We start from the raw sequence: 24,343 nt of genomic DNA, 5'->3' as shown, positions 1-24,343 counted from the left end.
CGTCAGCCGAACCGCTTGTTGAGGTCGGGCATGCCCTGGCTGGCCTCGCTGAAGGCGTCGGAATCGCCGCTTTCCAGGAAGGCGGCAAGCGTGCGGTTCAGCACCCCGTAGGCGGCGCGGAACGGGCCGGTGGCGGAGCTGAGGCGGCGCACGCCCAGGTCGGCCAGCCGGGCCGCCTTCGGGGCGCCGGCCCGGCCCATGATGTTGAGCGGCAGGCTGATACCGTCCGCCAGCTGGCCGATCAGGGTCTCGTCGATGGGGCCGGGGACGAAGATGCCGCTGGCCCCGGCCTGTTCGTAGAGCTGTGCCCGGCTCAGGGTTTCGGTCAGGGCCGCCTCGCCCTCGGCCAGGCCCTTCAGATAGACGTCGATGCGGGCGTTGATGAACAGCTCGACGCCGGTGCGGACCCCGGCCTCGCGGGCGGCCTCGATCTTGCGGGCGTGGAGGTCCGGATCGCGTTTGCCGTCCTCGAGGTTGATGCCGACGGCGCCGGCCTGGATCACCGCCTCGACCGTCTGGGTCAGGGTTTCCAGGTCGTCGGTGAAGCCGCCCTCGATGTCGGCGGTCAGGGGCGTGGACAGGACCCGGGCCATGCCGGCAATGACGTCGAGCAGCACGGGCACGGGCAGGTTGTCGCCGTCGGCGTAGCCGCGCGCCCAGGCGACGGCGGCGCTGGAGGTGGCGACGGCTTTCGCCCCGGCGTCCTGCATCATGGCGGCGCTGGCCGCGTCCCAGGCGTTGGGCAGGACCAGCACATCGGGGCCGGCGTGCAGGGCGTGGAAATCGGCGGCTTGGCTCATCTGGGCGTCTCCTCTGATCGAAGACGATACATAGGGACGGCCTGTGACGCCTGCTGGCGGTTTTCGGCCGTCAACAGCCTCAGTGGCCGGCGGACCCTTCGTAGACGCCGGGGGCCAGCTGCTCGTCCTCGTCGCCCGGGGCCGTGGCGGCCACGAAGCGGCGGTCGCAGTAGCCGCAGTCGACCCAGCCGGCCGCGCCCATCTCCAGCCAGACGCGCGGGTGGCCCAGCGCCCCGCCGACGCCGTCGCAGGCGATGCGGTGGCTGGTGACGGTGATGGTCTCGGGCGCGGCCATGGCCGGGGCGGCTTTCGGGGTGTTGGTCGGGCGGGTGGCGGGGGCTTTGCGGACCATGCGGTGTCTCGAATGAATAGTCGGGGCGGCCTTGGCTTGGGCCGCTTCGGAGCATACCTAGAGCCAAGCCCGCTCTAGGAAAAGCACCCTGCGTGTCCGGGCCGAATATTCTGATCGGATTGATATGGACCTGCCCGACTACGCCATCGAGGCCAAAGGGGTCTTCAAGACCTACGCCGCCAGCAAGACCACGCCGGAGAAGCGGGCCCTCAACGGTATCGATCTGCAGGTTCCGCGCGGGTCCATCTTCGGCCTGCTGGGGCCGAACGGGGCGGGCAAGTCGACCTTCATCAACATCCTGGCCGGCCTGACCCGCAAGACCTCCGGCACGGTGAAGATCTGGGACCGCGACATCGACGAGCGGCCGCGCGACGCCCGCGCCGCCATCGGGGTGGTGCCGCAGGAACTGGCCGCCGACGTCTTCTTCACGCCCGAGGAGTCGCTGGAGACCCAGGCCGGCATGTACGGGGTCAAGAAGGCCGACCGGCGCACGGCCGAGCTGCTGGCGGCGATGGGGCTATCAGACAAGGCCAAGGCCTATGTGCGCCAGCTGTCGGGCGGCATGAAGCGCCGGCTGATGGTCGCCAAGGCCATGGTCCACAATCCGCCCGTCCTGATCCTCGACGAACCGACCGCCGGGGTCGATGTCGAGCTGCGCAAGCAGCTCTGGGCCTATGTGCTGGAGCTGAACCGCCAGGGGGTGACCATCGTCCTGACCACCCACTACCTGGAAGAGGCCCAGGAGCTGTGCGACCGCATCGCCATCATCAACCGCGGCGAGGTGGTGGCCAGCGAACCGACGGCGACCCTGCTCAAGCGGCTGGACACCCGCAACGTGGTGGTGACCCCGGAGGAGCCGGTGGAGAACGCGCCGTCGCTGACCGGGTTCGAGACGAAACTGCGGGCCGGCGGCGCCTTTTCGGTGACCTACAAGACCGGCCAGTCGAGCGTCGAGCAGGTGCTGGCCGCCGTGCGGGCCCAGGGCCTGCACATCCGCGACATCGCCACCGAGGACCCCGACCTGGAGGATGTCTTCCTGTCGCTGACCTATAATGCGGCCGATGCGGCCGATCCCTTGAAGGACTAACGCCCATGACCGGCAGCCCCACAGGCGCAAGCATCGATCCGACCCGCGAGCAGTTCGACGCCTTCAAGGCCCTGCCGCGCGACACCCCGATCCAGATGCTGAACCTGGTGCGGGTCAGGGCCCTGGCCGAGTATCCGGAGGGCCATCCCAACCACGGCAAGGGGATGACCGGCCTCGAGGCCTATCGCGCCTACGGCCGCGAGAGCGCCGAGGTGTTCGGGCGGGTCGGCGGCAAGCAGATCTGGGCCGGGCGGCCCGAGACGGTGGTGACGGGGCCGACGGACGAGCGCTGGGACCTGGCCTTCATCGCCGAGTATCCGAACGCCGGGGCCTTTCTGGCCATGGTCACCGACCCCGGCTACCGCGAGGTGGTCAAGCACCGCACCGCCGGCGTCGAGGACAGCCGCCTGATCCGCCTGGCGCCTGTGACGCCGGGGGAGGGCTTCGGGGAGTAACAAATCCTCCTTCGGCGCGCCGAAGGCGTGACGGGGGAGGGGGACCGCGGCCGAAGGTCGTGGTGGAGGGGGCAGCGCCGGCGAATACGGGCTGACCCTGAAGGCAGCTGTTTCAGCAGCGCCAGAACGCTTTCAAATCGGACGGGCCGGCTCCGCCCCTTCCACCACGCGCGTATCCGCGCGCGGTCCCCCTCCCCCGCCGCTACGCGTCGGAGGAGGATTTATGCAAAGCCCAGGCGGCGCGGGTCGGCGGCGGGGTCAATGCCGACGGCGGCCAGCATGTCGGCGCGGCCTGGTCCGAGGCGAGGCGGATACCAGTCCTTCTTCAGACCCCTCGGCGTCGCCCAGGCCCCCAGCACCTTCACGGCGTTGGCCGGTCGCTTCAGCCAGGCGCGGCTGTCTTCCAGCATGTGGAAGCCGCGCATGAACTCGCGCAGCAGGGCCGGGTCCCGGCGCAGGGCGATGGCGATGCCGTCATCGGTGAAGCTCTTCATCGCCCGGGCCTTGAAGCCGGGACGATAGGACGGATTGAGCGCGTTGCGGGCGCGGCGGATCGCGGCCCGGTCCTGGCTGCGCATGTCTTCGAAATAGGGACCCAGTTCACTGCGCACCCGGGCGGCGAAGGCCGTGGCCCGGGCGGAGGGGTCGGCCTGCCCGGTCAGGGTCTCGGCGACCAGTTCGCCGGACACCGCCGCGAAGCTGCAGCCCCGCCCGTAGAGGGGGTTTGTCCGCACCAGGCCGTCGCCGATCGGAAACAGGTTCAGGGCCAGGGGCCGGCCGCCCGGAGCCATGTCACGCCAGCGGCTCTTCAGGTCGCCCATGCCGAAGACCTTGCTGACCGCCTCGGAACGGGCCGGATCGATCCAGCCGGCGACGCCGGGCATCTGGGTGCAGAGGGCGTCGAAGGTTTCGGGACGCATCACCGCCAGGCGCAGGGTCTCCTCGATCTCCGGCACCGCCAGGGTGATCGAGAAGCAGCCGTTGTCGGCCGGGAAGACGCCATACTTGATGAAGCCGAGATCGCCGGCCCCGGGGATCGCCCCGCGTTCCGGCGGCTCCATGCCCGGCCGCAGCCGGTAGTGGCGGGTGTAGTAGAGGATGCCGGCGTCCTCGGACTCTTCCGGCGCCTTGATGCCGGCCTCGTCCAGCCAGTCGAACGCCTGGCTGGAGCGCCCGCCGGCATCGACGACGATGCCCTGCAGCACCTCGCCGTCGTCCAGCTTCAGCCCTTCGCAGACGAACACCCCGTCCGTCACCGCCCCGGCCACGCCGGCGACGTTGACGCCGCTGCGCAGGGTGACGGTGGGCAGTTCGGCGACGTACTGGCGCAAGACCAGCTCCAGCGTCGTGCGGCGGCTGGTCAGCACCGTCAGGTCGGCGTCGCCGGGTTCGGGCTTGTAGCGGGCGGCGGACCGCGGGCTGAGGCCCGAGGCGAAGCTCAGTTCCTGGCAGCCGGCCGCGAGCAGGCGTTGGTGCAGGGCCGGGTGGCGCTCGATGAGGATCGACCGCAGGCGGGCCAGGAAAGCGTGGCTGTGGCGCAGGTGGCCGACACCGCGCCGGCTCCAGTCGGCGAAGGCCGCGTCAGCCCCGCCGTCTGGCGGCGGCGGGTCGCGTTCCAGCACCGTCACGGCGTGGCCACGACTGCCCAGGGCCAGGGCCGTGAACAGGCCGGCCATGCCGGCGCCGATGATCAGGATGGGCTGGTCCATGCCAAACTCACTTTGTATCGCTTGATACAGTATGGACCGGAAGTGTGACGCCGCAAAGGCTGTCGTCGCGGAACCTCCCTCCCCGAATGGGGAGGGCAGACGCGCGGTTACGCGCGTCGGGTGGGGAAGTCGGTCACTGACCTTAGAGGCTAGGCGCCGGGAAGACGAACCGGGCGGCAGCGGTTACCCACTGCCCCACCCGGCCTTCGGCCTGCCCTCCCCATTCGGGGAGGGACGGAGCCTTACGTATTCATCGACTGGAAGAAGTCGCCGTTGGTCTTCGACTGGCGCAGCTTGTCGAGCAGGAACTCGATGGCGTCCTGGGCGCCCATGGGATTGAGGATGCGGCGCAGGATGTAGGTCTTGGTCAGCTGGTCCTTCGGGGTGATCAGCTCTTCCTTGCGGGTGCCGGACTTCAGCACGTCGATGGCCGGGAAGATGCGCTTGTCAGCCACCTTGCGGTCGAGGATGATTTCCGAGTTACCGGTGCCCTTGAACTCTTCGAAGATGACCTCGTCCATCCGGCTGCCGGTGTCGATCAGGGCGGTGGCGATGATGGTCAGGCTGCCGCCTTCCTCGATGTTCCGCGCCGCGCCGAAGAAGCGCTTGGGACGCTGCAGGGCGTTGGCGTCGACACCGCCGGTCAGCACCTTGCCGGAGCTGGGAACGGTGGTGTTGTAGGCGCGGCCCAGACGGGTGACCGAGTCCAGCAGGATGACGACGTCACGCTTGTGCTCGACCAGGCGCTTGGCCTTTTCGATGACCATCTCGGCCACCTGGACGTGGCGGGTCGCCGGTTCGTCGAAGGTCGAGGCGATGACCTCGCCCTTCACCGTCCGCTGCATGTCGGTGACTTCTTCCGGCCGCTCGTCGATCAGGAGGACGATCAGGTAGCATTCCGGGTGGTTGGTCTCGATCGACTTGGCGATGTTCTGCAGCATCACCGTCTTGCCGACCCGCGGCGGGGCGACGATCAGGCAGCGCTGGCCCTTGCCGAGCGGGGCGACGATGTCGATGACCCGGCCCGAGCGATCCTTGATGGTCGGATCGGGCAGTTCCATGGTCAGCCGCTGTTCCGGATAGAGCGGCGTCAGGTTGTCGAAGTGGACCTTGTGACGGACGTTTTCCGGCGGCTCGAAGTTGATCTGCTTGACGTCGACCAGGGCGAAGTAGCGCTCGCCCTCGCGGGGGGCGCGGACGCCACCATCGACGGAGTCGCCGGTGCGCAGGCCGAATTTGCGGATCTGGCTGGGCGAGACGTAGATGTCGTCCGGACCCGGCAGGTAGTTGGCTTCCGGTGAGCGCAGGAAGCCGAAGCCGTCGCTGAGCACCTCCATGGTGCCCGACCCCGAGATTTCCACGCCTTCCTCGGCGAGGGTCTTGAGGATCGAGAACATCATGTCCTGCTTGCGCATGGAGTTGGCGTTCTCGACCTCCAGCTTTTCCGCGAGGCCAAGCAGGTCGGCGGGCGGGGTGTCCTTCAGCTGCTGAAGGGACATGCGGGTGAAGCCGAGCTCGGCCACCACGGCGGCCAGCTCGTCGTCGCCGTCTTCGCCGGTGACGGCGTCTTCGGGACCCGCGGCGACGGCGGTGGTGTCGGGGCCTTCTTCGTGGCCCGCATCATGACCGATGTCGGAGGTTTCCTCGACGGCGTCGGTTTGCGTTTCGGGGGTTTCGTTTTCGATGGGGGTGTCTTCAGACATGCATAGACTCGGGGTGTCGGGACGCAGCGCGCCCCTTGGGTAGCTTGAACGCCGGACCTTGGTCGGATGCGGCTATGGGAATTCGTTCAGGGGGTCCGGCTGGTCGTCGGCGTGCTTACGCGGATGGGCCGGAAAGAGGAGACTGCCGAAGCAGCAGGGTGAGGGGAACCACAGGGCTCCGCTGACGTCAAGGTGGGACGCGGTCCCGGCCGGTTCAAGATCAGCGGCTGAAGAACTGGGTGGTGACGGCCAGGACCATGACGATGGCCAGCAGGAAGGGCAGTTCGTTGCTCATCCGCCAGAACTTTTCCGACCGGCTGTTGGTCCCGGCGGCGAACTTCTTGCGCTCGCCGGCCAGGAAGCCGTGCCAGCCCGACATCAGCACCACCCCGACCAGCTTGACCACCATCCAGGGCTGGCCGAGCCAGGACCAGTCGCCGCCGCGCAGGCCGGCGTTGGCGATGATCAGCAGGATGCCGAACAGCCAGGTGGCGATCATCGCCGGGTTGATGATGATGCGCAGCAGCTTGACCTCCATCTCCTGGAAGGTCGTGTCCATCTCCGAGCCGCGCGTGGCCCGGGTGTGATAGACGTAGAGCCGCGGCAGGTAGAGCATGCCGGCCATCCAGGCGATGACCGCGATGATGTGCAGGCCGCGCAGCAGGTCGTAATGTCCGGCGAGGAAGGTCATGGCGGCTTTCTAGCGCGTCAGGCGGCGCGCGGACAATTACCGAAACCGGCGCAGCGGTACGAGCCGTCGCTGTCCAGCCCCTCGCGCCGCAGGGCCTGCGTCGCCACCCCAGCCAGGCCGGCGATGAACAGGCTGTCCACCCCCAGGGCCGGAACCCGGATGTAAGCCGGGCAGCCCTCATGCTTGGCCACCTCGGCGTATTCGATGTCCAGTTCGACCAGGGTCTCGATGTGTTCGGAGACGAAGGCGATCGGCACGATGACCAGCGGCAGGCCTTCTTTCGAGGCGGCCCGGATCTCGTCCTCGGTGTTGGGCCCGATCCATTTCATCGGCCCGACCCGGCTCTGGTAGCTGACCCGCCAGTCCCAGTCGCCGGACAGGCGGGCGGCGACAGCGGCCGCCGTGGCCTCGACCTGGGCCTGGTAGGGATCGCCACCCTTGATGACCTTCTCGGGCAGGCCGTGGGCGGAGAACAGCAGGCGCGCCTTGGCGGGCCGTCCGGCCGCCTCATAGGCCTGCTCGATCAGTCGGGCATGGGCGGCCAGGAAGCTCTCGCCGGCCGGCCAGCAGCAGACGGTGCGGGACCGCCCTGGGCCCTTGTAGGCTTCGCGCCAGGCCTTCAGCGACGAACCGGTCGTGGTCGTCGAAAACTGCGGATAGAGGGGCAGCAGCAGGATCTCGTCCGGCCCGAAGTCGGCGACCCGCGCGGCCGTCTCCTCGGTCAGCGGCTTCCAGTAGCGCATGGCGATGAAACAGCGGACCTCGTCGCCCGGCAGGGCCGTGGTCAGCAGCGCCTGCAGGGCGTCGGCCTGCTTCCTGGTCTCGGGCAATAGCGGCGAGCCGCCGCCCATGAGGGCGTAGTTGCCCCGGGCGCCGGGCGCGCGGCGGCGGGAGATGAAGCGGGCCAGGTGCGGCCGGATGAAGTCCGGCAGCCCGATGATGGCCGGATCGTTGAACAGATTGAACAGGAAGGGCTCGACGCTGCGCGGCCCGTCCGGCCCGCCGAGATTGAACAGGACGACGGCGACTTTGCGGCCGCTCACTTGCCGGTCACCATCTGCAGCACCCGCTCGACATGGGCGATCGGCGTGTCCGGCAGGATGCCGTGGCCGAGGTTGAAGATGTAGCGGCCATCGCCCCACTGGCGCAGCAGCTGATCGACGCGGCGGTCGAGCTCGGGGCCGCCGGCCCGCAGCAGCAGGGGATCGAGGGCGCCCTGGATGGCGACCCGCTTCTGCAGGCTCTGGCCGAGCGCGGCCGGGGCGGCGGTGTCGAGGGCGACGCACTGGACATCCACTTCGGTTGCGTAGGTCTCGGCATAGGCGGCCGAGCCGCGCGGGAAGCCGATGACCGGGGCGGTGACGCCCAGTTCCTTCAACCGCTTGAGGATGATCTGGTGCGGCCGGATGACCAGGCGGTGGAAGAGGTCTTCCGGCAGGCCCTCCGACCAGCTCTCGAAGATCTTCAGCACCTGGGCGCCGGCCTCTTCCTGCATGGCCAGATAGCGGGCGGTGGCCTCGGCCAGGATGTCCATCAGCCGGTCCATGGCCTGCGGCTGCTCATAGGCGAAGGTGCGGGCCTTCGAGCGATCGGAGGAACCGCCCTCGATCATGTAGCTGCCGACCGTCCAGGGGGCGCCGGCGAAGCCGATCAGGGTCTTGTCGGCCGGCAACTGGGCCCGAACCAGCGACAGGGTCTGGCCGATGGCCGACAGGCGGTCGGTGGAGGCCTCGATCTCGCCGGCCATGCTGTCGAGCGAGGGCAGCTCGCCAAGCCGGGGGCCTTCGCCGGCCTCGAACCAGACCTTCTGGCCGAGCGCCCCCGGGATCAGCAGGATGTCCGCAAAGACGATGGCCGCGTCGAAGGGAAACCGGCGCAGGGGCTGCAGGGTGACCTCCGAGGCCTTCTCCGGGTCATGGCAGAAGGCGATGAAGTCGGGCGCCGTTGCCCGCACCGCCCTATACTCGGGCAGATAGCGGCCGGCCTGGCGCATGAACCACACGGGCGGGCGCTCGAGGGTCTCGCCGGCGAGGACACGAAGGAGCGGGGAAAGGGGAGCAGGCGTCATGGCTCGCCTTCTTGCGCTCCCGGCGATCCGGCGCAAGGGCCACACACACCCCAGGCCCCTCCTTAAAGTCTTAATAGAATATTAATTTAAGGGGGAAGTTGAAGGTGGAGGCAGGGCATGGCGGGGATAACCATGACGGCAGCATGACCATACGCAGGTCGTTCAGCGACGGCGCCTGCGGTTTCCCACAGGCCTTGAGCCGCTTGGGGATACTGGGGACATCCTGGCAAGCGGCTGAATCCGGCCAGGGATTCGGCGTTGAACCGCCGGCGCCATGATCGTCGAACCGGAGTCGTTAGAACGATCCCCAACAGCTCTGTTCACGGAGCCTGGCGGGACGGTCGGTCTGTGGGCGTCGAGAAGGTTAACAAAGGGTTAATCCACCGGGCCTTGGGTCCGCGCCCGGAGGCCGGGGACTGTTGTGGATCGGTTAACGATCTCTTAACGACCCATCCACAGGCTGGTTCAGACCGCGCGGCAGCGTTATGGAACCCCTAGATGACCGTGTCGGCCCGCATCGCCACCTATTTCCATGTCCATCTCGTGTCGGATTCGACCGGTGAGACACTCAACGCCATGGCCCGCGCCGTCTGCGCCCGGTTCAGCGACACCCTGCCGATCGAGCACATCTACGCTCTGGTACGCTCGCCCCGGCAGATGGAGCGGGCGCTGGAGGAAATCGCCGCCGCCCCGGGCATCGTCATGCACACCATCGCCGAGCCGGAGCTTCGGGCGGCGCTGGAAGAAGGCTGCCGGGCGCTGGAGATGCCCTGTATCGCCCCGCTCGATCCGGTGATGGCCAGCATGAGCCGCTATCTCGGCATCGCCGTCTCCTCGCGGGTCGGCGCCCAGCATGCGCTCGACAGCGACTACTTCGACCGCATGGAGGCGCTGAACTACGCCATCGGCCATGACGACGGGGCGGGCGGGCCGCAGGACCTCAACCAGGCCGACGTGGTCCTGGTCGGTGTCTCGCGCACCTCCAAGACCCCGACCTGCATCTACCTGGCCCATCGCGGGGTGCGGGCGGCCAATATTCCGCTGGTGCCGCATATGCCTGTGCCGCCGCAGCTGCGCGAGCTGCGCAAGGACATCCTGATCGTCGGGCTCATCGCCAGCCCCGACCGTCTGGCCCAGATCCGACGCAACCGGCTTCTCTCCCTGAAGGAGGACCGGGGCAGCGACTATGCCGACACCGACGCCATCCGCCAGGAAATCATCCACGCCCGCCGCCTGTTCGAGCGCGAGGGCTGGCCGGTGATCGACGTCACCCGCCGCTCGGTCGAGGAGACGGCGGCGGCGATCATCAACCTGTTGCATGGCCCGCGCGATCAGGGCGGAGAGGTGGCCTGATGCGTCGTCCTGTGGTTCTGGCTTCGACCTCCAGCGCCCGGCGGGCCCTGCTCAGCGCCGCCGGCGTCGAGCATGAGGCCATCTCGCCCGGGGTCGACGAGGACGCCGCCAAGGCCTCCCTGCTGGCCGACAACGCCACGCCGCGCGAGGTGGCCGACGCCCTTGCCGAGCTGAAGGCGGTGCGGGCCAGCGGCAAGCGGCCGGGCGCCCTGGTCATCGGGGCCGACCAGACGCTGGATTTCGAAGGCCGGCTGTTCGACAAGGCGCCGACGCTGGAGGTCGCCCGCGAGCGGCTGCAGCTGCTGCGCGGCAAACGGCATCAGCTGCATTCGGCCGTGGTCGTGGCCCTGGACGGCCAGCCGATCTGGCGCGAGGTTCCCTCGGCGAGCCTGACCATGCGGCCGTTCAGCGACGATTTTCTCGACAGCTGGCTCAGCCGTCAGGGCGAGGGGATCCTGGGCTCGGTGGGTTGCTACCGGCTCGAGGATGAGGGGGTGCAGCTGTTCTCGAAGATTGAAGGCGACTACTTCACCATCCTCGGCCTGCCGATGCTGGGTCTGCTGGATCTGTTGCGCCGGCACGGGGCGCTGGACCAGTGAGGGTCAGCGGAGCCACCCTGGTGGCCGGCGTCGCCGGCTGTCCGGTCACCCATAGCCTCAGCCCGGTGATCCACAACGCCTGGATCGCGGCGGCCGGGCTGGATGCCGTCTATGTGCCGTTCAATGTGCCTGAGGAAGGCTTCGCCGCCTTCGCCACCGGGCTGCGCGGCGGGGTGATCCGGGGGATCAACGTCACCATCCCGTTCAAGGAAACGGCGCTGGAGCTTGCCGACCAGGCCGATGCGCTGGCCGGGATGGCCGGGGCGGCCAATCTGCTGACCTTCGCGGCCGATGGCGGCATCGTCGCCCGCAACACCGACGGGCCGGGCATGCTGGGCGCCATCCTCGCGCAGGCGCCGGGGTTCGATCCCACGGCCGCGCCGGCGGTGATCCTGGGGGCCGGTGGGGCTGCGCGCGGGGCGGCCGCGGCGCTGGTCCTGGCCGGCGCCCCGGCGGTGCGGCTGATCAACCGCAGCTTGGCGCGCGCCGCCGGCCTGGCCGAGACCCTGGGCGGGGTGGTCAGCGCCCATGCCCTGGACGACCATCACAATGTGCTGGAGGACGCCGGCCTGGTCATCAACGCCACCTCCCTGGGCCTTGGCGGCGGGCCGGGGCCGCAGATCGACTTCACCGTCCTCAATCCCTCGGCCGTGGTCATGGACATGGTCTACAAGCCGCTGGAGACCCAGTTCCTGCGGCAGGCGCGGGCCCGGAGGCATCGCACGGTCGATGGCCTGGAGATGCTGATCCGTCAGGCGGCGCCGAGCTTCGAGGCCTTCTTCGGCCAGGGCCCGCCGTCGGGTGTCGATGTCCGGGCCCTCTGTCTGCAAGCGCTTGGAGCCACCGCATGATCCTCGTCGGCCTCACCGGCTCCATCGGCATGGGCAAGTCGACGACGGCGGCCCTGTTCGCGGCCGAGGGCGTGCCCGTCTATGACGCCGACGCGGCGGTGCATGCGCTCTACGCCAGGGGCGGTGCGGCGGTGGAACCGCTGGAGCAGGAATTCGGCGATGTCGTCGTCGACGGCGCCGTCGATCGGGAGCGGCTTTCCAGGAAGGTGCTGAACGATCCGGACGCCATGAAGCGGCTCGAAGCCATCGTCCATCCCCTGGTCGGAGCCAGCCGGATCGGCTTCTTCAAGGAGGCCACGGAGAAGGGCGCCGACATCGTCGTCCTCGACATCCCCCTGCTGTTCGAGACCGGCGGCGAGAAAAACATGCAGGCGGTGGTGGTCGTCTCGGCTCCGGCCGACCAGCAGCGGGCGCGGGTTCTGGCCCGGCCCGGCATGACGGTGGAGAAGTTCGAGGCCATCCTCGCCCGGCAGACTCCTGACGCCGTCAAGCGCCAGCGGGCAGACTTCGTCATCGACACCGGCCAGGGCATCGACCACGCCCGCGACCAGGTGCGGCATGTGTTAGCAACTCTGCGGTCCGGCTGGACGCGCGGCGACGAACCAACCTAAGACAGGGCGATGGCGCGGCACATCGTACTCGACACCGAAACCACGGGGCTGGATCCCCGGTCCGGCCACCGGATCATCGAGATCGCCTGCGTCGAGGTCGTCGACTACATGCCGACGGGCCGCGAGTTCCACCAGTATATCCAGCCGGACCGGCCGATCGATCCGGACGCCGAGCGGGTGCATGGCATCAGCGCCGCCCACCTCAAGGACAAGCCGCGCTTCCATCATCCGAGCGTGGTCGACGCCTTCCTCGAGTTCATCGGCGAGGACACCCTGGTGGCGCACAATGCGCCCTTCGACCGCGGGTTCATCAACGCCGAGCTGGAGCGCTGCGGCAAACCCTGCCCGCCCGACGACCGCTGGGTCGACACCCTGGCCATGGCCAAGAAGAAGTTCCCGGGGATGTACAACTCCCTGGACGCCCTCTGTAAGCGGATGAAGATCAGCCTGGCCGGGCGCGAGAAGCACGGGGCGCTGATCGACAGCAATCTGCTGGCGATGGTCTATCTGGAGCTGCAGGGCGGCAAGGAGCGGGCTCTCGACCTGACCAGCACCATGGCCGTGCGGGCGGCCCATGCGGCGGTGCAGGCGGCCTATGGCGCCCGGCCCCGGCCGCTGGCCTGCCGGATCACCGACGACGAGCGGGCGGCGCACGAGGCGTTTGTCCGCGATGTGCTGAAGGACAAGGCCGTCTGGCTGAGCCTGGGGTGACCGTCCCTCCCCGAATGGGGAGGGCAGACGCGCGGTTACGCGCGTCGGGTGGGGAAGTCGGTCACTGACTTCAAATATTGACCATGAAGACGCCGGGCCGGGTGGATGTGGTGACCCACTGCCCCACCCGGCCTTCGGCCTGCCCTCCCCATTCGGGGAGGGAGGTTATCAAGCCTGGCCGACCACCACGCCTTCACCTTCGGCCTGGGCCCGGCGCGACTGGTAGATGCCGGCGAAGTCGATCGGCTCGAGCATGAAGGGCGGGAAGCCGCCGTCACTCGAGAGGTCGCCGATGATGCGGCGGGCGAAGGGGAAGAGGAAGCGCGGAGCTTCGATCATCAGCACCGGCTCCAGCTCTTCGGGCGGGATGCCCGACAGCTCGAACAGGCCGCCGTAGACCAGCTCGATGGCGAACGACTGCTCGCCGCCCTTCTTGGCGTCGACGGTCAGCTTCAGCTCCACCTCGAACAGGCCGTCGGGGCGGCCCTTGGCGTTCAGCTCGACGCCGATGTCGATGGCCGGCTGCTCGCCGGAGACGCGCAGGCTGTCGGGGGCGCGGGGATTTTCGAAGGAGAGGTCGCGGGTGTACTGGGCCAGGACCCGGATGCCGGGGGCGGTGATCTCTTCACCGTTCGGGGCGCCGGCTTGGGTGTCGGTCATGATCGGGTCGTCCGAAGATAGGAAAAAAGGAAGGCGCGGTCGCTAACACGGCCCCCGAAAGGGCGCAACGTCGCCGCCCCCACGGCATGAAATGCAGCCCAACCTGACGCGGCGCGTTCCTTGCCCTATATTGATCCCTGTAGACCTCAGAACCGTCCCTCTCTCTCGAACCGCTAGGCCTCGTTTTGGACCAGACCCTCCAGCTCATTCTGTTCGCCATCCTCGCCGGGGTGGTGCTCTATCAGCTGTATTCGGTGCTCGGCCGGCGCGTCGGTCGCCAGCCGGAGGACGCCCAGGCCGAGGCCATCGAGCGCGGCGACGCCCGCCCGACCGCCGTCGATGCCGAGCCGATCCCGGATGGGGTGATCCTGACCGGGCTGGCGGCGCTGCGGGCGCGTGATGCCGATTTCGACGTCGGCCGGTTCCTGTCCGGGGCCAAGGGCGCCTATCAGATGGTGGTCAAGGCCTTCGCCGACGGCGATCGCGAGATGCTGAAGAGGCTGCTGTCGCCGGCCGTCTACGACAGCTTCGAGGGGGCCATCGCCGCCCGCGAGGCCGAAGGCGCGACCGAGACCGTCGAGTTCGCCAACCCGCCGCGCGCCGACCTGGAGTCGGCGACCATGGACGGCGACATCGCCCGGGTGGTGGTGCGCTTCCTGGCCGAGTTCCGGGCCCGGACCAAGAACGCCGAGGGCGAGGCGGTCGATGATCGCCGCACCGCCGAGCTGTGGACCTTCGAGCGCGACGTCACCAGCCGCGACCCCAACTGGCTGCTGGTCAATGTGGACGCGGCCGAGGCCTGAACCGGCCCGGGCCGGCGCCTCCTTCTCCGGGCGAGCGGGAGAAGGGTAAGACGGTACATGGCGTTGATTCGTTTCCTCATTCCGGTGCTGGGCGCCGCCCTGCTGTTGTCGGCCTGCGAGACGACGGCGCCCGTCCGGCCGACGCCCAAGCCGACACCTGTCCCGCCGATTGAACGCCCGACGCCGCAGCCGTCCCGGCCGCCGCTGACCGGCATTGCGCTGTCCGAGCTTCCCGGCTGGCAGGCCGAGGATCATGCCGCGGCCCTGGCGGCGGTAGCGACCAGCTGCCGCGCCAAACCCCTGCCGCAGCTGGCCGAGGCCTGCGCGAAGGTGCGGGCGGCGGGGGCGCTTGGCGGACCGGCGGCCAGGACCTTTCTGGAGCAGACCTTCCGGGCCGTGCCGGTCGGCGGCGAGGGCCTGCTGACCGCCTATTTCTCCCCGCAGTACGAGGCGCGGTTCTCGCGGACCGGTGAGTTCACCGCCGTGGTGCGGCCAAGGCCCGCCGACCTGGTCTTTGACCCGGCCTTCGTCGCCACGCCGGATCGGCCGGGCTGGAAGGGCGAGGCGCGCCAGGTGGACGGTGAGTTTGTCCCCTATCCCGACCGGGCGGCGATCGAGGCGACCGAGGAGGTTCAGCCGCTGGCCTGGATGCGGCCGGAGGATCTGTTCTTCCTGCAGATCCAGGGCTCCGGCGTGCTGGTGCTTCCGGACGGTCGTCGCAAGCGGGCGGTGTTCGCGGCCACCAACGGCCAGCCGTTCAAGGGCATCGCCACCCCGATGCGCGACCAGGGATTGCTGGAGGGAAGCAACACGTCCGGGGACGCGATCCGCGGCTGGCTGGCCGAGCATCGCGGGCCGCAGGCGGACGCGATCATGCAGCTGAACCCTCGCTACGTCTTCTTCCGCATGGAGGACGACGACGGCCGGGAGGCGACCGGAGCGGCCGGCGTGCCGTTGCCGGCCGGTCGGGGGATCGCCGTCGATCCCGGGTTTCACGACTACGGGGCCCTGTACTGGATCGACGGCCGGGCCCCGAGCCTGGCCGGCGCCTTCCCGCGCTACAGCCGGCTGGTCACGGCGCTGGACACCGGCGGCGCCATTCGCGGCCAGGTGCGGGCCGACCTCTATATCGGCAGTGGCGATACCGCCGGGCGCGAGGCCGGCCGGGTGAAGCACGCCCTGCACCTGTGGCGGCTGATCCCGCGATGAAGCGACCGCCCCGCCCGGAGGAGATGGCCCTGTGGGCGCGGGTGGCCGAAACGGTCAAGCCGTTGCCGGGGCGCAAGGTCCCCCGACCTCGGGCAGAGGAGACGGTGGCGAAGGCGGCGGATGCGCACGCCCTGCCGCCGAAGCTGGAGGGCCGGGCGGCGCTGGCAAAGGCCGTGAAGGCGGTCAAGCACAAGCCCCCGCCGGAGCCGCTGGAACCCAACCGCTCGCGGCGGGTGGTCAAGGAGCGGGAGGTGATCGCCGGCCGGGTCGATCTGCATGGTTTGACGCTGGAGCGGGCCCGGCCGGTGCTGGAGGGGTTCATCCTGGGCGCGGTCGAGCGGGGTGACCGGCTGGTGCTGGTCATCACCGGCAAGGGCAGCGGCGGGCGCGAGACCCTGCGCGGGATGACGCCGCTGTGGCTGTCGCAACCGCCGCTGCGCACCCTGGTCGCCGGGGTGCAGCAGGCCGACCGAAAGCACGGCGGCGAGGGCGCGCTCTACGTGGCGCTGAAGAAGCTGAGGTAGGTGGCGGCGACCTCCCTCCCCATTCGGGGAGGGCAGACGCGCGGTTACGCGCGTCGGGTGGGGAAGTCGGTCACTGACGTTGCTAGGCGAGCGCTGAGAAGCCTAACCGGCCCCGCTGGGTGACCCACTGCCCCACCCGGCGCGCAACGCGCGCCTGCCCTCCCCATTCGGGGAGGGACGGAGTCTACGGAATCAGCAAGGTCGAGCCCGTCGTTTGCCGGGCTTCGAGCGCCTGGTGGGCCTTGGCGGCATCCTTCAAGGCGAACTCGGCGCCGATCTCGATCTTCACCGCGCCGGACAGGATTTTCTCGAACAACGCCCCGGCGCTGTCGTCGAGCTCCTCGGCGGTGGTGACGTAGTCGAACAGGGTCGGGCGGGTCATGAACAGGCTGCCGCCTCGGCTCAGCCGCAGGGGCTCGACGGCGGGGGCGGGGCCCGAGGCGTTGCCGAAGGTGACCAGCATGCCGCGGCGGGCCAGGCTGGAGAGGCTGCCCTCCAGGGTGGACTTGCCGACGCCGTCGTAGACGACGCGGACGCCGGCCCCGCCGGTGAGGTCGCGGACCTGGGGGGCGAAGTCGCCCTGGTCATAGCGGATGACGTGGTCGCAGCCGTTGGCCAGGGCGAGCTGCGCCTTGGCGTCGGAGCTGGTGGTGCCGATGACGAAGGCGCCGATTGAGTGGGCCCACTGGCTGAGGATCAACCCGACCCCGCCGGCGGCGGCGTGGATCAGCACCGCGTCGCCGGCCGCGACCGGGAAGCAGCGGCGGATCAGGAACTCGGCGGTCATGCCCTTGAGCAACGCCGCCGCCGCCGTGCGGGCGGAGACGCCGTCCGGCAGCTTGACGACCTTGTCTTCCTTCAGGACCACGGCCTCGGCGTAGCCGCCGCCACCGCCGACCCCGTAGCCGGCGCGGTCGCCGACCTGGAAGCGGGTGACCCCCTCCCCGATCGCCTCGACCACGCCGGCGCCTTCCTGACCCAGCACCAGCGGGAATTTCGCCGGGTAGAGGCCCGAGCGGAAATAGGTGTCGATGAAGTTGAGGCCGGCCGCCTCCTGCCGCAGCAGGATCTGGCCGGGGCCCGGAGTCGGGACCGGGACATCGACGGCCTCGAGGACATCGACGCCGCCGGCCTCGCGCGCCTGGATGGCCAGCATCAGAGGTTGGCCTTGAAGAAGGCGGCGGTGCGGGCATTGGCCAGTTCGGCGGCGGCGGCGTCATAGTGGTCGCCGCCGTGGCGGGCGAAGGCGTGGTCGCAGCCGGGGTAGTCGTGGATCTCGATCTGGATGTGGTTGTCGAGCTCCTGATGGATCAGGGCCTGGGCCTCCTTGGGCACGAAACCGTCCTCGGCGGCGATGTGCAGCATCAGCGGCTGGGCCAGTTTCTCGGCCTCGGCCAGGTAGTTCTCGATGCCGACGCCATAGTAGCCGACGGCCGCGTCGACGTCGGTGCGGGTGGCGGTGAGGTAGGCGAGGCGGCCGCCCAGACAATAGCCGACGGCGCCGACCTTGCCGGTCGAGCCCTCGATGCCGCGGACCTGGTCGATGGTGGCGGCGATGTCCTCGATGCCCTTTTCGACGTCGAAGGCGTTGAACAGTTCGAAGGCGCGTTTCCACTCGGCTTCCGACTGGTCGGTGATGTCGATGTTCGGCTCGATGCGCCAGAAGAGGTCGGGGCAGACGGCGATGTAGCCCTGGGCCGCGAAGGCGTCGGTGATGTCGCGCATGACCTGGTTGACGCCGAAGATCTCCTGGATGACCACGATCACCGGGGCCGGGGTGGAGGCGGGGCGGGCCACATAGGCCGAGAAGTCGCCGTCGGGCGTCTTGATGGTCAGGCGTTCACCGCTCATGGTCGTCTCTCGTTCCGTTGACTGATTTGCCGCACTTAAACGCGGGGCCCGTCACATCCCAATGACAAAGGTGTGCGGCGGCTAGCAGAAAGTCTGAAACCCATGAAGGTCACCGTCGAGATCGACTGCACCCCGCAGGAAGCGCGAACCTTCCTCGGCCTGCCCGATGTCACCACCCTGAACGACCACATGATGGCCGAGATGCAGAAGCGGATGGACGCCAATATGGCGGCCCTGGCGCCCGAAGAGCTGATGAAGACCTGGATGAGCTTTGGCATGGGCGCGCAGGAGCAGTTCCGCAAGCTGATGACCGCCGCCGCCACCGGCGCCATGGGCGGCTCCAAGGGCAAATGAGCGACACCATCTTCGCCCTGGCGACCGCGCCCGGCCGGGCGGCGGTGGCGGTCGTGCGGCTGTCCGGACCGGGTAGCGGCGGGGCGCTGGAAAGCCTGACCGGCAAGGCGCTTCCGGCCGCCCGGCGGGCTTCGCTGCGGCGGCTGAGGGCGGCGGATGGGCGGGTGCTGGACGAGGCGCTGGTCATCTGGACGCCAGGGCCGGGCAGCTACACCGGCGAGGATGCTGTCGAACTGCACCTGCACGGCGGGCCGGCCATCGTCGAGGGGGTGGTGCAGGCGCTGCATGACCGGGGGCTTCGCTTGGCCGAGCCCGGGGAGTTCACCCGGCGGGCCTTCGAGAACGGCAAGCTGGACCTGGCCCAGGCCGAGGCGGTCGCCGATCTGGTCGATGCGGAGACGCAGGCCCAGGCGCGTCAGGCGCTGGGGCAGCTGGGCGGGGCGCTGTCGCGGCGTTACGAGACCTGGCGGGGCCAGCTGGTCCAGGCCCTGGCCATGCTGGAGGCGGCGGTCGATTTCCCCGACGAAGAGCTGCCGGCCGATGTGGCGGACCGGGCCCGGCCGCCGCTCGAGGCCCTGCTGGCCGAAATCGGCGAGGCGCTGGCCGACGAGGGGCGCGGGCGGCGGGTGCGGGAAGGGTTCCGGGTGGCGCTGATCGGGGCGCCGAACGCCGGCAAGTCCAGCCTGCTCAACGCCCTGGCCGGGCGGGACGCGGCGATTGTCACGGCGACGCCGGGGACGACGCGGGACGTCATCGAGGTTCCGCTGGTGCTGGCGGGTTACAAGGTGCTGCTGGCCGACACCGCCGGGGTGCGCGACACCGAGGAGGCCATCGAGGCCGAGGGGGTGCGGCGGGCCGGCGCCTGGGCGGAGAGGGCGGACCTGCGGCTTTGGGTCGTCGACCAGTCGGCCTCGGGGGATTGGCGGCAGGCCTATGGGCTGGCGCGGCCGGGCGACCTCCTGGTGCTGACCAAGGCCGACCTTTCGGCGGGAGCGGATCGGACAGAGGCTTTGGCGGTTGGCCTGGATAGCCTTGCCATTTCGACCCTGGCGACGGACGACGTCCGGATTGTGCGCACGGAGCTGGAGCGGCGGGTGGTCGAAGCGCTTGGCGGCGGCGAGGCGCCGCTGGCGACGCGGATCCGCCATGGCGAGAGCTTGCGGGAGGCGCACGCGCGGTTGACGCGGGCGCTGGAAGAGCTGGAGCCGGCGGTCGAGCTGGCGGCGGAGGATGTGCGGCTGGCGGCGAGGGCTCTGGCCCGGGTGACGGGGCGGATCGGGGCGGAAGACATACTAGATGTGGTGTTTTCGAGCTTCTGCATCGGCAAATAGGGTGTTTCACGTGAAACACCGACTTGGTTGGGTTGCGATCCCGTGGGTGATGACGGTGCGGCGGCGCCGGGTGACCGTGGGTGGTGGTGACGGGACGGTGATGGTCCTGGAGCGGTGATGACCGGCACCGATGTTTCACGTGAAACATCGCGATCAACTCTCGGCGACTCCCCGTGACTCCGACCGCCCCGGCGCCGTATAAGGCTCTCCCAACGCCCCCGTCCTTCGGGGGCGCTCCTGTTTGAGAGTCTGATGTCTTTCGATGTGATCGTGATCGGTGGCGGCCATGCGGGCTGCGAGGCGGCGGCGGCGTCCGCCCGCTTCGGCGCGCGCACCCTGCTGCTGACCCACAAGATCGAAACCATCGGCGAGATGAGCTGCAACCCGGCCATCGGCGGGCTCGGCAAGGGTCACCTGGTCCGCGAGATCGACGCCCTCGACGGGGTCATGGGCCGGATGGCCGACAAGGCCGGCATCCAGTTCCGCATGCTCAACCGCTCCAAGGGTCCGGCGGTGCGCGGGCCCCGCAGCCAGATCGACCGCAAGCTCTATCGCGAGGCCATTCAGGCCGAACTGGCCGCGACCCCGAACCTCAGCATCGAGGCCGAGGCGGTCGAGGACCTGATCGTCGAGGACGGCGTCGTGGTTGGGGCGGTCGGCGCCTCGGGTCGGGAATGGCGGGCCAGGGCCGTGGTGCTGACCACGGGCACCTTTCTGAAGGGTGTCATTCATCTGGGCGAGCAGCGGATCCCGGCCGGTCGGGTCGGCGACGCGCCGGCCATCGGCCTGTCGGACCGGCTGTACGCCAGCGGCCTGGCCATGGGACGGCTCAAGACCGGCACCCCGGCGCGGCTGGACGGGCGGACGATCCACTGGGATCGGCTTGAGATGCAGGACGCCGACGCCGAGCCCGTGCCGTTCAGCTTCCTCAACGATCGGATCGATGTGCCGCAGATCCAGTGCGGCATCACCTTCACCACCGCCGAGACCCACCGGATCATCGCCGAGCGCCTGGGCGAGTCGGCCGTCTATGGCGGACGGGTCACCGGCATCGGGCCGCGCTACTGCCCGTCGATCGAGGACAAGGTCGTCCGCTTCGCCGACAAGACCAGCCACCAGGTCTTCCTTGAGCCGGAAGGTCTCGACGATCCGACCGTCTATCCGAACGGGGTCTCGACCTCGGTGTCGGAGGAGACGCAGAGCCTGTTCCTGCGGACCATTCCGGGGCTGGAGGATGTGGTCATCTTCCGGCCGGGCTATGCCATCGAATACGACTACGTCGATCCGCGCGAGCTGTTCCCGACCCTGGAGGTCAAGCGGTTGCCGGGTCTCTACCTGGCCGGCCAGATCAACGGGACGACCGGCTACGAAGAGGCGGGGGCCCAGGGTCTGGTGGCCGGGCTGAATGCGGCGCGAGCCGCTGCCGGCTCTGACGCGGTCGAGTTCGCGCGGGACGAGGCCTATATCGGGGTGATGATCGACGACCTGGTCACCCGGGGCGTCACCGAGCCCTATCGGATGTTCACCAGCCGGGCCGAGTTCCGCCTGACCCTGCGGGCCGACAACGCTGACCAGCGGCTGACCGAGCGCGGCATCGAGGCCGGTGTCGTGCGTTCGGGTCGGGCGGCGGTGTTTCACGTGAAACAACGGCAGCTCGCCGAGGCGCGCGACTTCGCCAGAAGCCACACCCTGACGCCGTCGGAGGCCCAGAAACTGGACCTGCCAGTCAAGGCCGACGGCCAGCGGCGCGATGTCGGCCAGCTGCTGGCCTATCCGGAAGTCACCCTCGACCGGCTGACGGCGATCTGGCCGCAGATCGGCGACTGGGCCCCGGCCGTGCGCGAGCAGGTCGAGATCGACGCGGCCTACAGCGGCTATCTCGACCGCCAGCAGGCCGACGTCGACGCCTTCCGGCGTGACGAAAACCTGCGGCTGCCGGCCGACCTCGACTACGGGGCCATCGGCGGCCTGTCCAACGAGGTGCGTGAGAAGCTGGTGCGGGTCCAACCCCTGACCCTCGGCCAGGCGGCCCGCATCGAGGGCGTCACCCCCGGCGCCATCACCGCCCTGCTGGCTCACGTGCGGCGCGCCCGTGCTGCTTGAACCCCTGAAAACCGAAAGCCCGCAAGGCCTGGCCGATGCGATCGGCGCGACCTCCGACCACATCGCCGATCTGGAGCGTTACCGGGCCATGCTCGAGGACTGGAACAGCCGGATGAACCTGGTCGGGCCCTCGGCCATGGCCGTCTTCTGGTCGCGCCATGCCCTGGACAGCGCCCAGCTGATCAGGCTGGCTCCGGACGCCCTGCGGTGGGCAGACCTCGGGACCGGGGCCGGTCTGCCCGGGTTGGTCCTGGCCATACTGCTGAAAGGCCGGGAGGGCGCCCAGGTCCACCTGGTTGAGAGCCTGGCCAAACGCTGCCGCTTCCTGTCGGAAGTGGTTTCGGAGCTTGGCCTCCCAGCCACGGTGCACAATGCCCGGGCCGAGGACGTCAGGATCGAGGTCGATGTGGTGACGGCGCGAGCCGTGGCCGCGCTGCCCAAGCTGCTGGGCTTCGCCGAACCCTGTCTGAAGCGCGGCGCCCGCGGCCTGTTCCTCAAGGGGCAGGCGGCCGAGACCGAGCTGGCCGAGGCGCGGGGCGCCGGCTGGAAACTCGACGCGGCCCTGATTCAGAGCCTTAGCGATCCGGATGGCCGGATCGTCGATATCCGGAGTGCGAAGCGTGGACGTTGAAACCGCCCCCAAACCGAACGCCGCCCCGGACGCTGGCCGGCCGCTGCGCGTGCTGGCCATCGCCAACCAGAAGGGCGGGGTGGGCAAGACCACCACGGCCATCAACCTCGGCACCGCCCTGGCGGCGGTCGGGGAGTCGGTGCTGCTGATCGACAGCGACCCGCAGGGCAACGCCTCCACCGGTCTCGGCGTCGGGCGGGCGGCCCGCAAGGTGACGATGTACGACGTCTACATGGGCGATAAAACGCTCGATGAGGCGGCCATCCAGACGGTGCTGCCGGGGCTCGACCTGGCGGCGTCGGACCCGGACCTGTCCGGTCTGGAGATGGAGCTGGCGGCCAGTCCGCGCCGCTCCTACCGGCTGCGCGACGCCCTGTCGGCGCTGCGGGCCACGGGCAAGTACAGTTACGTGCTCATCGATTGCCCGCCGTCGCTGAACCTGCTGACCGTCAACGCCATGACCGGGGCCGACGCGGTGTTCGTGCCGCTGCAGACCGAGTTCTTCGCCCTCGAAGGCCTGACCCAGCTGATGCGGACCATCGAGCTGGTGCGCGGCAGCCTCAACCCGGCCCTGGAGATCCAGGGCGTGGTGCTGACCATGTATGACCGCCGCAACAGCCTGTCCGAACAGGTGGCGCGCGATGTGCGCGAGCATTTCGGCGACACGGTCTATGACACCGTCATCCCGCGCAATGTGCGGGTCAGCGAGGCGCCGTCCTTCGGCAAGCCGGTGCTGATCTACGATCTGAAGTGCGCCGGCTCGCAAGCCTATCTGCAGCTGGCCCGGGAAGTTGTGCGTCGCGAGCGGGAACGCCGCGAAGCCAAGAAAAATTAAAGAGAAAGAACAGGTTATGGCTGAAGGACGTCGGGGACTGGGACGCGGGCTGTCGGCCCTGCTGGGCGAGGCGGATGCCGCCGAGGCGGCCGCGCCCGCCGATGAGATCGCCGGCGCGCGCGAGACGCCGATTGAGCTGATCCGGGCCAACCCGGACCAGCCACGCAAGTCGTTCAGTCGCGACGACATCGACGCCCTGGCGGCCTCGATCCGCGAGAAGGGCATCCTGCAGCCGATCCTGACCCGGCCGATGCCGGGGGCGGAGGGCGAGTTCCAGATCGTCGCCGGCGAACGCCGCTGGCGCGCCGCCCAGGTCGCCGGCCTGCGCACCGTGCCGATCCTGGTCCGCCAGTTCGACGATCGCCAGGTGCTGGAAATCGCCATCGTCGAGAACGTCCAGCGGACCGACCTCAACCCCTATGAAGAGGCGCTCGGCTACAAGGCGCTGATCGAGAAGTTCGGCCATACCCAGGAGGCGGTGGCCGAGGCGGTGGGCAAGAGCCGGCCGCATGTGGCCAACGCCCTGCGGCTGCTGAACCTGCCGCAGCCGGTGCTGACCATGCTGGTCGAGGGCGAACTGACGGCCGGCCACGCCCGGGCCCTGGTGGGTTCGGACAAGGCGGTGGAACTGGCCCGGCGGATCGTCGCCGAGGGCATGAGCGTCCGCCAGGCCGAGGCGCTGCTGAAGGACGGCGGCGATCCGAAGCCGAAGGGACCGTCGAAGTCGCCGTCGCAGGCGGTCAAGGACCACGACACCACGGCCCTGGAGAGCGACCTCGCCGACATTCTCGGCCTCGAGGTCGAAATCCGCGACGCCGGCGGCAAGGGCGAGGTGCGGCTGAAGTATGCAACGCTCGAGCAGCTGGACGATCTCTGCCGGCGGCTGACGCGGGCGGGGTGACTCCGTCCCTCCCCGAATGGGGAGGGTGGCCCCGAAGGGGTCGGGTGGGGAGTGGGTCACCCCATTCCGCCGGTCCGACTTCCCGGTGTTTCCTCTTCAAGACCGGTGACCGACTTCCCCACCCGACGCGCGTAACCGCGCGTCTGCCCTC

26 protein-coding genes are annotated in these 24,343 nt (G+C 69.4%); 16 read left to right on the top strand and 10 right to left on the bottom strand.

Features of this window, described 5'->3' with window-relative positions; genetic code table 11:
* Positions 1-2: 2 nt before the first annotated feature.
* Together O5I81_RS00425 and O5I81_RS00420 are read right to left on the bottom strand one after the other, a co-directional pair.
* Positions 3-800 (bottom strand): isocitrate lyase/phosphoenolpyruvate mutase family protein, encoded by a 798-nt coding sequence (locus tag O5I81_RS00425; RefSeq protein WP_271066972.1) that lies wholly within the window; start codon positions 798-800, stop codon positions 3-5.
* A 79-nt stretch (positions 801-879) separates the two neighbouring features.
* Positions 880-1,095: a zinc-finger domain-containing protein gene (locus tag O5I81_RS00420; protein WP_271069076.1), complete on the bottom strand. Its 216-nt coding sequence runs from the start codon at positions 1,093-1,095 to the stop codon at positions 880-882.
* Positions 1,096-1,276: 181 nt separating this feature from the next.
* On the opposite strand from O5I81_RS00420, the gene O5I81_RS00415 reads away from it, so the two are divergent.
* Positions 1,277-2,239 carry an ABC transporter ATP-binding protein gene (locus tag O5I81_RS00415; RefSeq protein WP_271066971.1) on the top strand — a complete coding sequence of 321 codons (963 nt, stop codon included), beginning with the start codon at positions 1,277-1,279 and terminating at the stop codon, positions 2,237-2,239.
* Between the two features lie 5 nt (positions 2,240-2,244).
* Positions 2,245-2,694, top strand: coding sequence for a DUF1330 domain-containing protein (locus tag O5I81_RS00410; RefSeq protein ID WP_271066970.1), 450 nt, complete (start codon positions 2,245-2,247; stop codon positions 2,692-2,694).
* Between the two features lie 221 nt (positions 2,695-2,915).
* Here the strand turns inward: O5I81_RS00410 and O5I81_RS00405 are convergent, their stop codons facing one another.
* From O5I81_RS00405 to hemE, 5 genes are all read right to left on the bottom strand, one after another.
* Complete coding sequence (locus O5I81_RS00405) at positions 2,916-4,403, bottom strand: FAD-dependent oxidoreductase (protein WP_271066969.1); 1,488 nt, start codon at positions 4,401-4,403, stop codon at positions 2,916-2,918.
* 242 nt (positions 4,404-4,645) lie between these two features.
* A complete protein-coding gene (gene rho, locus O5I81_RS00400; RefSeq protein ID WP_271066968.1) occupies positions 4,646-6,106 on the bottom strand; it encodes a transcription termination factor Rho in 1,461 nt (486 codons plus the stop codon).
* A gap of 220 nt (positions 6,107-6,326) precedes the next feature.
* Positions 6,327-6,797 carry a CopD family protein gene (locus tag O5I81_RS00395; protein ID WP_271066967.1) on the bottom strand — a complete coding sequence of 157 codons (471 nt, stop codon included), beginning with the start codon at positions 6,795-6,797 and terminating at the stop codon, positions 6,327-6,329.
* 17 nt (positions 6,798-6,814) lie between these two features.
* Complete coding sequence (gene hemH / locus O5I81_RS00390) at positions 6,815-7,840, bottom strand: ferrochelatase (protein WP_348637275.1); 1,026 nt, start codon at positions 7,838-7,840, stop codon at positions 6,815-6,817.
* The gene (gene hemE / locus O5I81_RS00385; protein ID WP_271066966.1) at positions 7,837-8,865 is read right to left on the bottom strand and encodes a uroporphyrinogen decarboxylase; all 1,029 of its coding nucleotides are present in this window, start codon (positions 8,863-8,865) and stop codon (positions 7,837-7,839) included. The genes hemH and hemE overlap by 4 nt, the downstream gene beginning before the upstream one ends.
* Before the next feature lie 498 nt (positions 8,866-9,363).
* Here hemE and O5I81_RS00380 point away from each other — a divergent pair, with 498 nt between their 5' ends.
* Genes O5I81_RS00380 through dnaQ form a run of 5 tightly spaced genes read left to right on the top strand, consistent with a single transcriptional unit; the run spans position 9,364 to position 12,990 of the window.
* A complete protein-coding gene (locus tag O5I81_RS00380) occupies positions 9,364-10,218 on the top strand; it encodes a pyruvate, water dikinase regulatory protein (RefSeq protein ID WP_271066965.1) in 855 nt (284 codons plus the stop codon).
* On the top strand, positions 10,215-10,817 hold the full coding sequence (locus tag O5I81_RS00375) for a Maf family protein (RefSeq protein ID WP_271069075.1): 603 nt from the start codon (positions 10,215-10,217) through the stop codon (positions 10,815-10,817). The genes O5I81_RS00380 and O5I81_RS00375 overlap by 4 nt, the downstream gene beginning before the upstream one ends.
* A complete protein-coding gene (gene aroE / locus O5I81_RS00370; protein ID WP_271066964.1) occupies positions 10,814-11,668 on the top strand; it encodes a shikimate dehydrogenase in 855 nt (284 codons plus the stop codon). The genes O5I81_RS00375 and aroE overlap by 4 nt, the downstream gene beginning before the upstream one ends.
* On the top strand, positions 11,665-12,279 hold the full coding sequence (gene coaE, locus O5I81_RS00365; RefSeq protein WP_271066963.1) for a dephospho-CoA kinase: 615 nt from the start codon (positions 11,665-11,667) through the stop codon (positions 12,277-12,279). The genes aroE and coaE overlap by 4 nt, the downstream gene beginning before the upstream one ends.
* 9 nt (positions 12,280-12,288) lie before the next feature.
* Positions 12,289-12,990 (top strand): DNA polymerase III subunit epsilon, encoded by a 702-nt coding sequence (gene dnaQ / locus O5I81_RS00360; RefSeq protein ID WP_271066962.1) that lies wholly within the window; start codon positions 12,289-12,291, stop codon positions 12,988-12,990.
* A 168-nt stretch (positions 12,991-13,158) separates the two neighbouring features.
* Here dnaQ and secB read toward each other — a convergent pair whose 3' ends face one another.
* Positions 13,159-13,650, bottom strand: coding sequence for a protein-export chaperone SecB (gene secB, locus O5I81_RS00355; RefSeq protein ID WP_271066961.1), 492 nt, complete (start codon positions 13,648-13,650; stop codon positions 13,159-13,161).
* A 185-nt stretch (positions 13,651-13,835) separates the two neighbouring features.
* Here secB and timA point away from each other — a divergent pair, with 185 nt between their 5' ends.
* From timA to O5I81_RS00340, 3 genes are read left to right on the top strand one after another with little or no spacing between them, the layout of a single operon-like run.
* Positions 13,836-14,453 (top strand): TIM44-related membrane protein TimA, encoded by a 618-nt coding sequence (timA, locus tag O5I81_RS00350; RefSeq protein ID WP_271066960.1) that lies wholly within the window; start codon positions 13,836-13,838, stop codon positions 14,451-14,453.
* Positions 14,454-14,510: 57 nt separating this feature from the next.
* Positions 14,511-15,662, top strand: a complete 1,152-nt coding sequence (locus O5I81_RS00345) for an MltA domain-containing protein (RefSeq protein WP_271066959.1) — start codon at positions 14,511-14,513, stop codon at positions 15,660-15,662.
* Positions 15,659-16,186, top strand: coding sequence for a Smr/MutS family protein (locus O5I81_RS00340; protein WP_271066958.1), 528 nt, complete (start codon positions 15,659-15,661; stop codon positions 16,184-16,186). Before O5I81_RS00345 ends, O5I81_RS00340 begins: the two co-directional genes overlap by 4 nt.
* Before the next feature lie 184 nt (positions 16,187-16,370).
* On the opposite strand, the gene O5I81_RS00335 is transcribed toward O5I81_RS00340, so the two are convergent.
* Together O5I81_RS00335 and O5I81_RS00330 are read right to left on the bottom strand one after the other, a co-directional pair.
* On the bottom strand, positions 16,371-17,342 hold the full coding sequence (locus O5I81_RS00335; RefSeq protein ID WP_271066957.1) for a quinone oxidoreductase: 972 nt from the start codon (positions 17,340-17,342) through the stop codon (positions 16,371-16,373).
* Positions 17,342-18,037 (bottom strand): dienelactone hydrolase family protein, encoded by a 696-nt coding sequence (locus O5I81_RS00330; RefSeq protein ID WP_271066956.1) that lies wholly within the window; start codon positions 18,035-18,037, stop codon positions 17,342-17,344. Before O5I81_RS00330 ends, O5I81_RS00335 begins: the two co-directional genes overlap by 1 nt.
* Positions 18,038-18,139: 102 nt before the next feature.
* Here O5I81_RS00330 and O5I81_RS00325 point away from each other — a divergent pair, with 102 nt between their 5' ends.
* The 6 genes from O5I81_RS00325 to O5I81_RS00300 all read left to right on the top strand — a co-directional run bounded on the left by O5I81_RS00325 (position 18,140) and on the right by O5I81_RS00300 (position 24,192).
* Positions 18,140-18,391, top strand: a complete 252-nt coding sequence (locus O5I81_RS00325) for a DUF6489 family protein (RefSeq protein WP_271066955.1) — start codon at positions 18,140-18,142, stop codon at positions 18,389-18,391.
* Positions 18,388-19,722, top strand: a complete 1,335-nt coding sequence (gene mnmE, locus O5I81_RS00320) for a tRNA uridine-5-carboxymethylaminomethyl(34) synthesis GTPase MnmE (RefSeq protein WP_271066954.1) — start codon at positions 18,388-18,390, stop codon at positions 19,720-19,722. The genes O5I81_RS00325 and mnmE overlap by 4 nt, the downstream gene beginning before the upstream one ends.
* Before the next feature lie 252 nt (positions 19,723-19,974).
* Positions 19,975-21,825 carry a tRNA uridine-5-carboxymethylaminomethyl(34) synthesis enzyme MnmG gene (gene mnmG / locus O5I81_RS00315; protein WP_271066953.1) on the top strand — a complete coding sequence of 617 codons (1,851 nt, stop codon included), beginning with the start codon at positions 19,975-19,977 and terminating at the stop codon, positions 21,823-21,825.
* A complete protein-coding gene (rsmG, locus tag O5I81_RS00310) occupies positions 21,815-22,456 on the top strand; it encodes a 16S rRNA (guanine(527)-N(7))-methyltransferase RsmG (protein ID WP_271066952.1) in 642 nt (213 codons plus the stop codon). The genes mnmG and rsmG overlap by 11 nt, the downstream gene beginning before the upstream one ends.
* Positions 22,446-23,291, top strand: coding sequence for a ParA family protein (locus O5I81_RS00305; protein WP_271066951.1), 846 nt, complete (start codon positions 22,446-22,448; stop codon positions 23,289-23,291). Before rsmG ends, O5I81_RS00305 begins: the two co-directional genes overlap by 11 nt.
* A 16-nt stretch (positions 23,292-23,307) precedes the next feature.
* Positions 23,308-24,192 (top strand): ParB/RepB/Spo0J family partition protein, encoded by an 885-nt coding sequence (locus tag O5I81_RS00300; RefSeq protein WP_271066950.1) that lies wholly within the window; start codon positions 23,308-23,310, stop codon positions 24,190-24,192.
* Positions 24,193-24,343: the final 151 nt, after the last annotated feature.

It is taken from the genome of Caulobacter sp. NIBR1757 (assembly GCF_027912495.1).
In the GTDB taxonomy this organism is placed as follows: Bacteria; Pseudomonadota; Alphaproteobacteria; order Caulobacterales; family Caulobacteraceae; genus Caulobacter.
Note: the sequence above shows the minus strand (reverse complement) of the source record. Positions and strands in the feature narration are given on the sequence as shown.

Bases quoted from the DNA above. Each gene is read 5' to 3' on its own strand.
- O5I81_RS00425 (WP_271066972.1), bottom strand. From the start codon at position 800: ATGAGCCAAGCCGCCGATTTCCACGCCCTGCACGCCGGCCCCGATGTG.
- O5I81_RS00420 (WP_271069076.1), bottom strand. From the start codon at position 1,095: ATGGCCGCGCCCGAGACCATCACCGTCACCAGCCACCGCATCGCCTGC.
- O5I81_RS00415 (WP_271066971.1), top strand. From the start codon at position 1,277: ATGGACCTGCCCGACTACGCCATCGAGGCCAAAGGGGTCTTCAAGACC.
- O5I81_RS00410 (WP_271066970.1), top strand. From the start codon at position 2,245: ATGACCGGCAGCCCCACAGGCGCAAGCATCGATCCGACCCGCGAGCAG.
- O5I81_RS00405 (WP_271066969.1), bottom strand. From the start codon at position 4,403: ATGGACCAGCCCATCCTGATCATCGGCGCCGGCATGGCCGGCCTGTTC.
- rho (WP_271066968.1), bottom strand. From the start codon at position 6,106: ATGTCTGAAGACACCCCCATCGAAAACGAAACCCCCGAAACGCAAACC.
- O5I81_RS00395 (WP_271066967.1), bottom strand. From the start codon at position 6,797: ATGACCTTCCTCGCCGGACATTACGACCTGCTGCGCGGCCTGCACATC.
- hemE (WP_271066966.1), bottom strand. From the start codon at position 8,865: ATGACGCCTGCTCCCCTTTCCCCGCTCCTTCGTGTCCTCGCCGGCGAG.
- O5I81_RS00380 (WP_271066965.1), top strand. From the start codon at position 9,364: ATGACCGTGTCGGCCCGCATCGCCACCTATTTCCATGTCCATCTCGTG.
- coaE (WP_271066963.1), top strand. From the start codon at position 11,665: ATGATCCTCGTCGGCCTCACCGGCTCCATCGGCATGGGCAAGTCGACG.
- dnaQ (WP_271066962.1), top strand. From the start codon at position 12,289: ATGGCGCGGCACATCGTACTCGACACCGAAACCACGGGGCTGGATCCC.
- secB (WP_271066961.1), bottom strand. From the start codon at position 13,650: ATGACCGACACCCAAGCCGGCGCCCCGAACGGTGAAGAGATCACCGCC.
- O5I81_RS00345 (WP_271066959.1), top strand. From the start codon at position 14,511: ATGGCGTTGATTCGTTTCCTCATTCCGGTGCTGGGCGCCGCCCTGCTG.
- O5I81_RS00340 (WP_271066958.1), top strand. From the start codon at position 15,659: ATGAAGCGACCGCCCCGCCCGGAGGAGATGGCCCTGTGGGCGCGGGTG.
- O5I81_RS00335 (WP_271066957.1), bottom strand. From the start codon at position 17,342: ATGCTGGCCATCCAGGCGCGCGAGGCCGGCGGCGTCGATGTCCTCGAG.
- O5I81_RS00330 (WP_271066956.1), bottom strand. From the start codon at position 18,037: ATGAGCGGTGAACGCCTGACCATCAAGACGCCCGACGGCGACTTCTCG.
- O5I81_RS00325 (WP_271066955.1), top strand. From the start codon at position 18,140: ATGAAGGTCACCGTCGAGATCGACTGCACCCCGCAGGAAGCGCGAACC.
- mnmE (WP_271066954.1), top strand. From the start codon at position 18,388: ATGAGCGACACCATCTTCGCCCTGGCGACCGCGCCCGGCCGGGCGGCG.
- mnmG (WP_271066953.1), top strand. From the start codon at position 19,975: ATGTCTTTCGATGTGATCGTGATCGGTGGCGGCCATGCGGGCTGCGAG.
- O5I81_RS00300 (WP_271066950.1), top strand. From the start codon at position 23,308: ATGGCTGAAGGACGTCGGGGACTGGGACGCGGGCTGTCGGCCCTGCTG.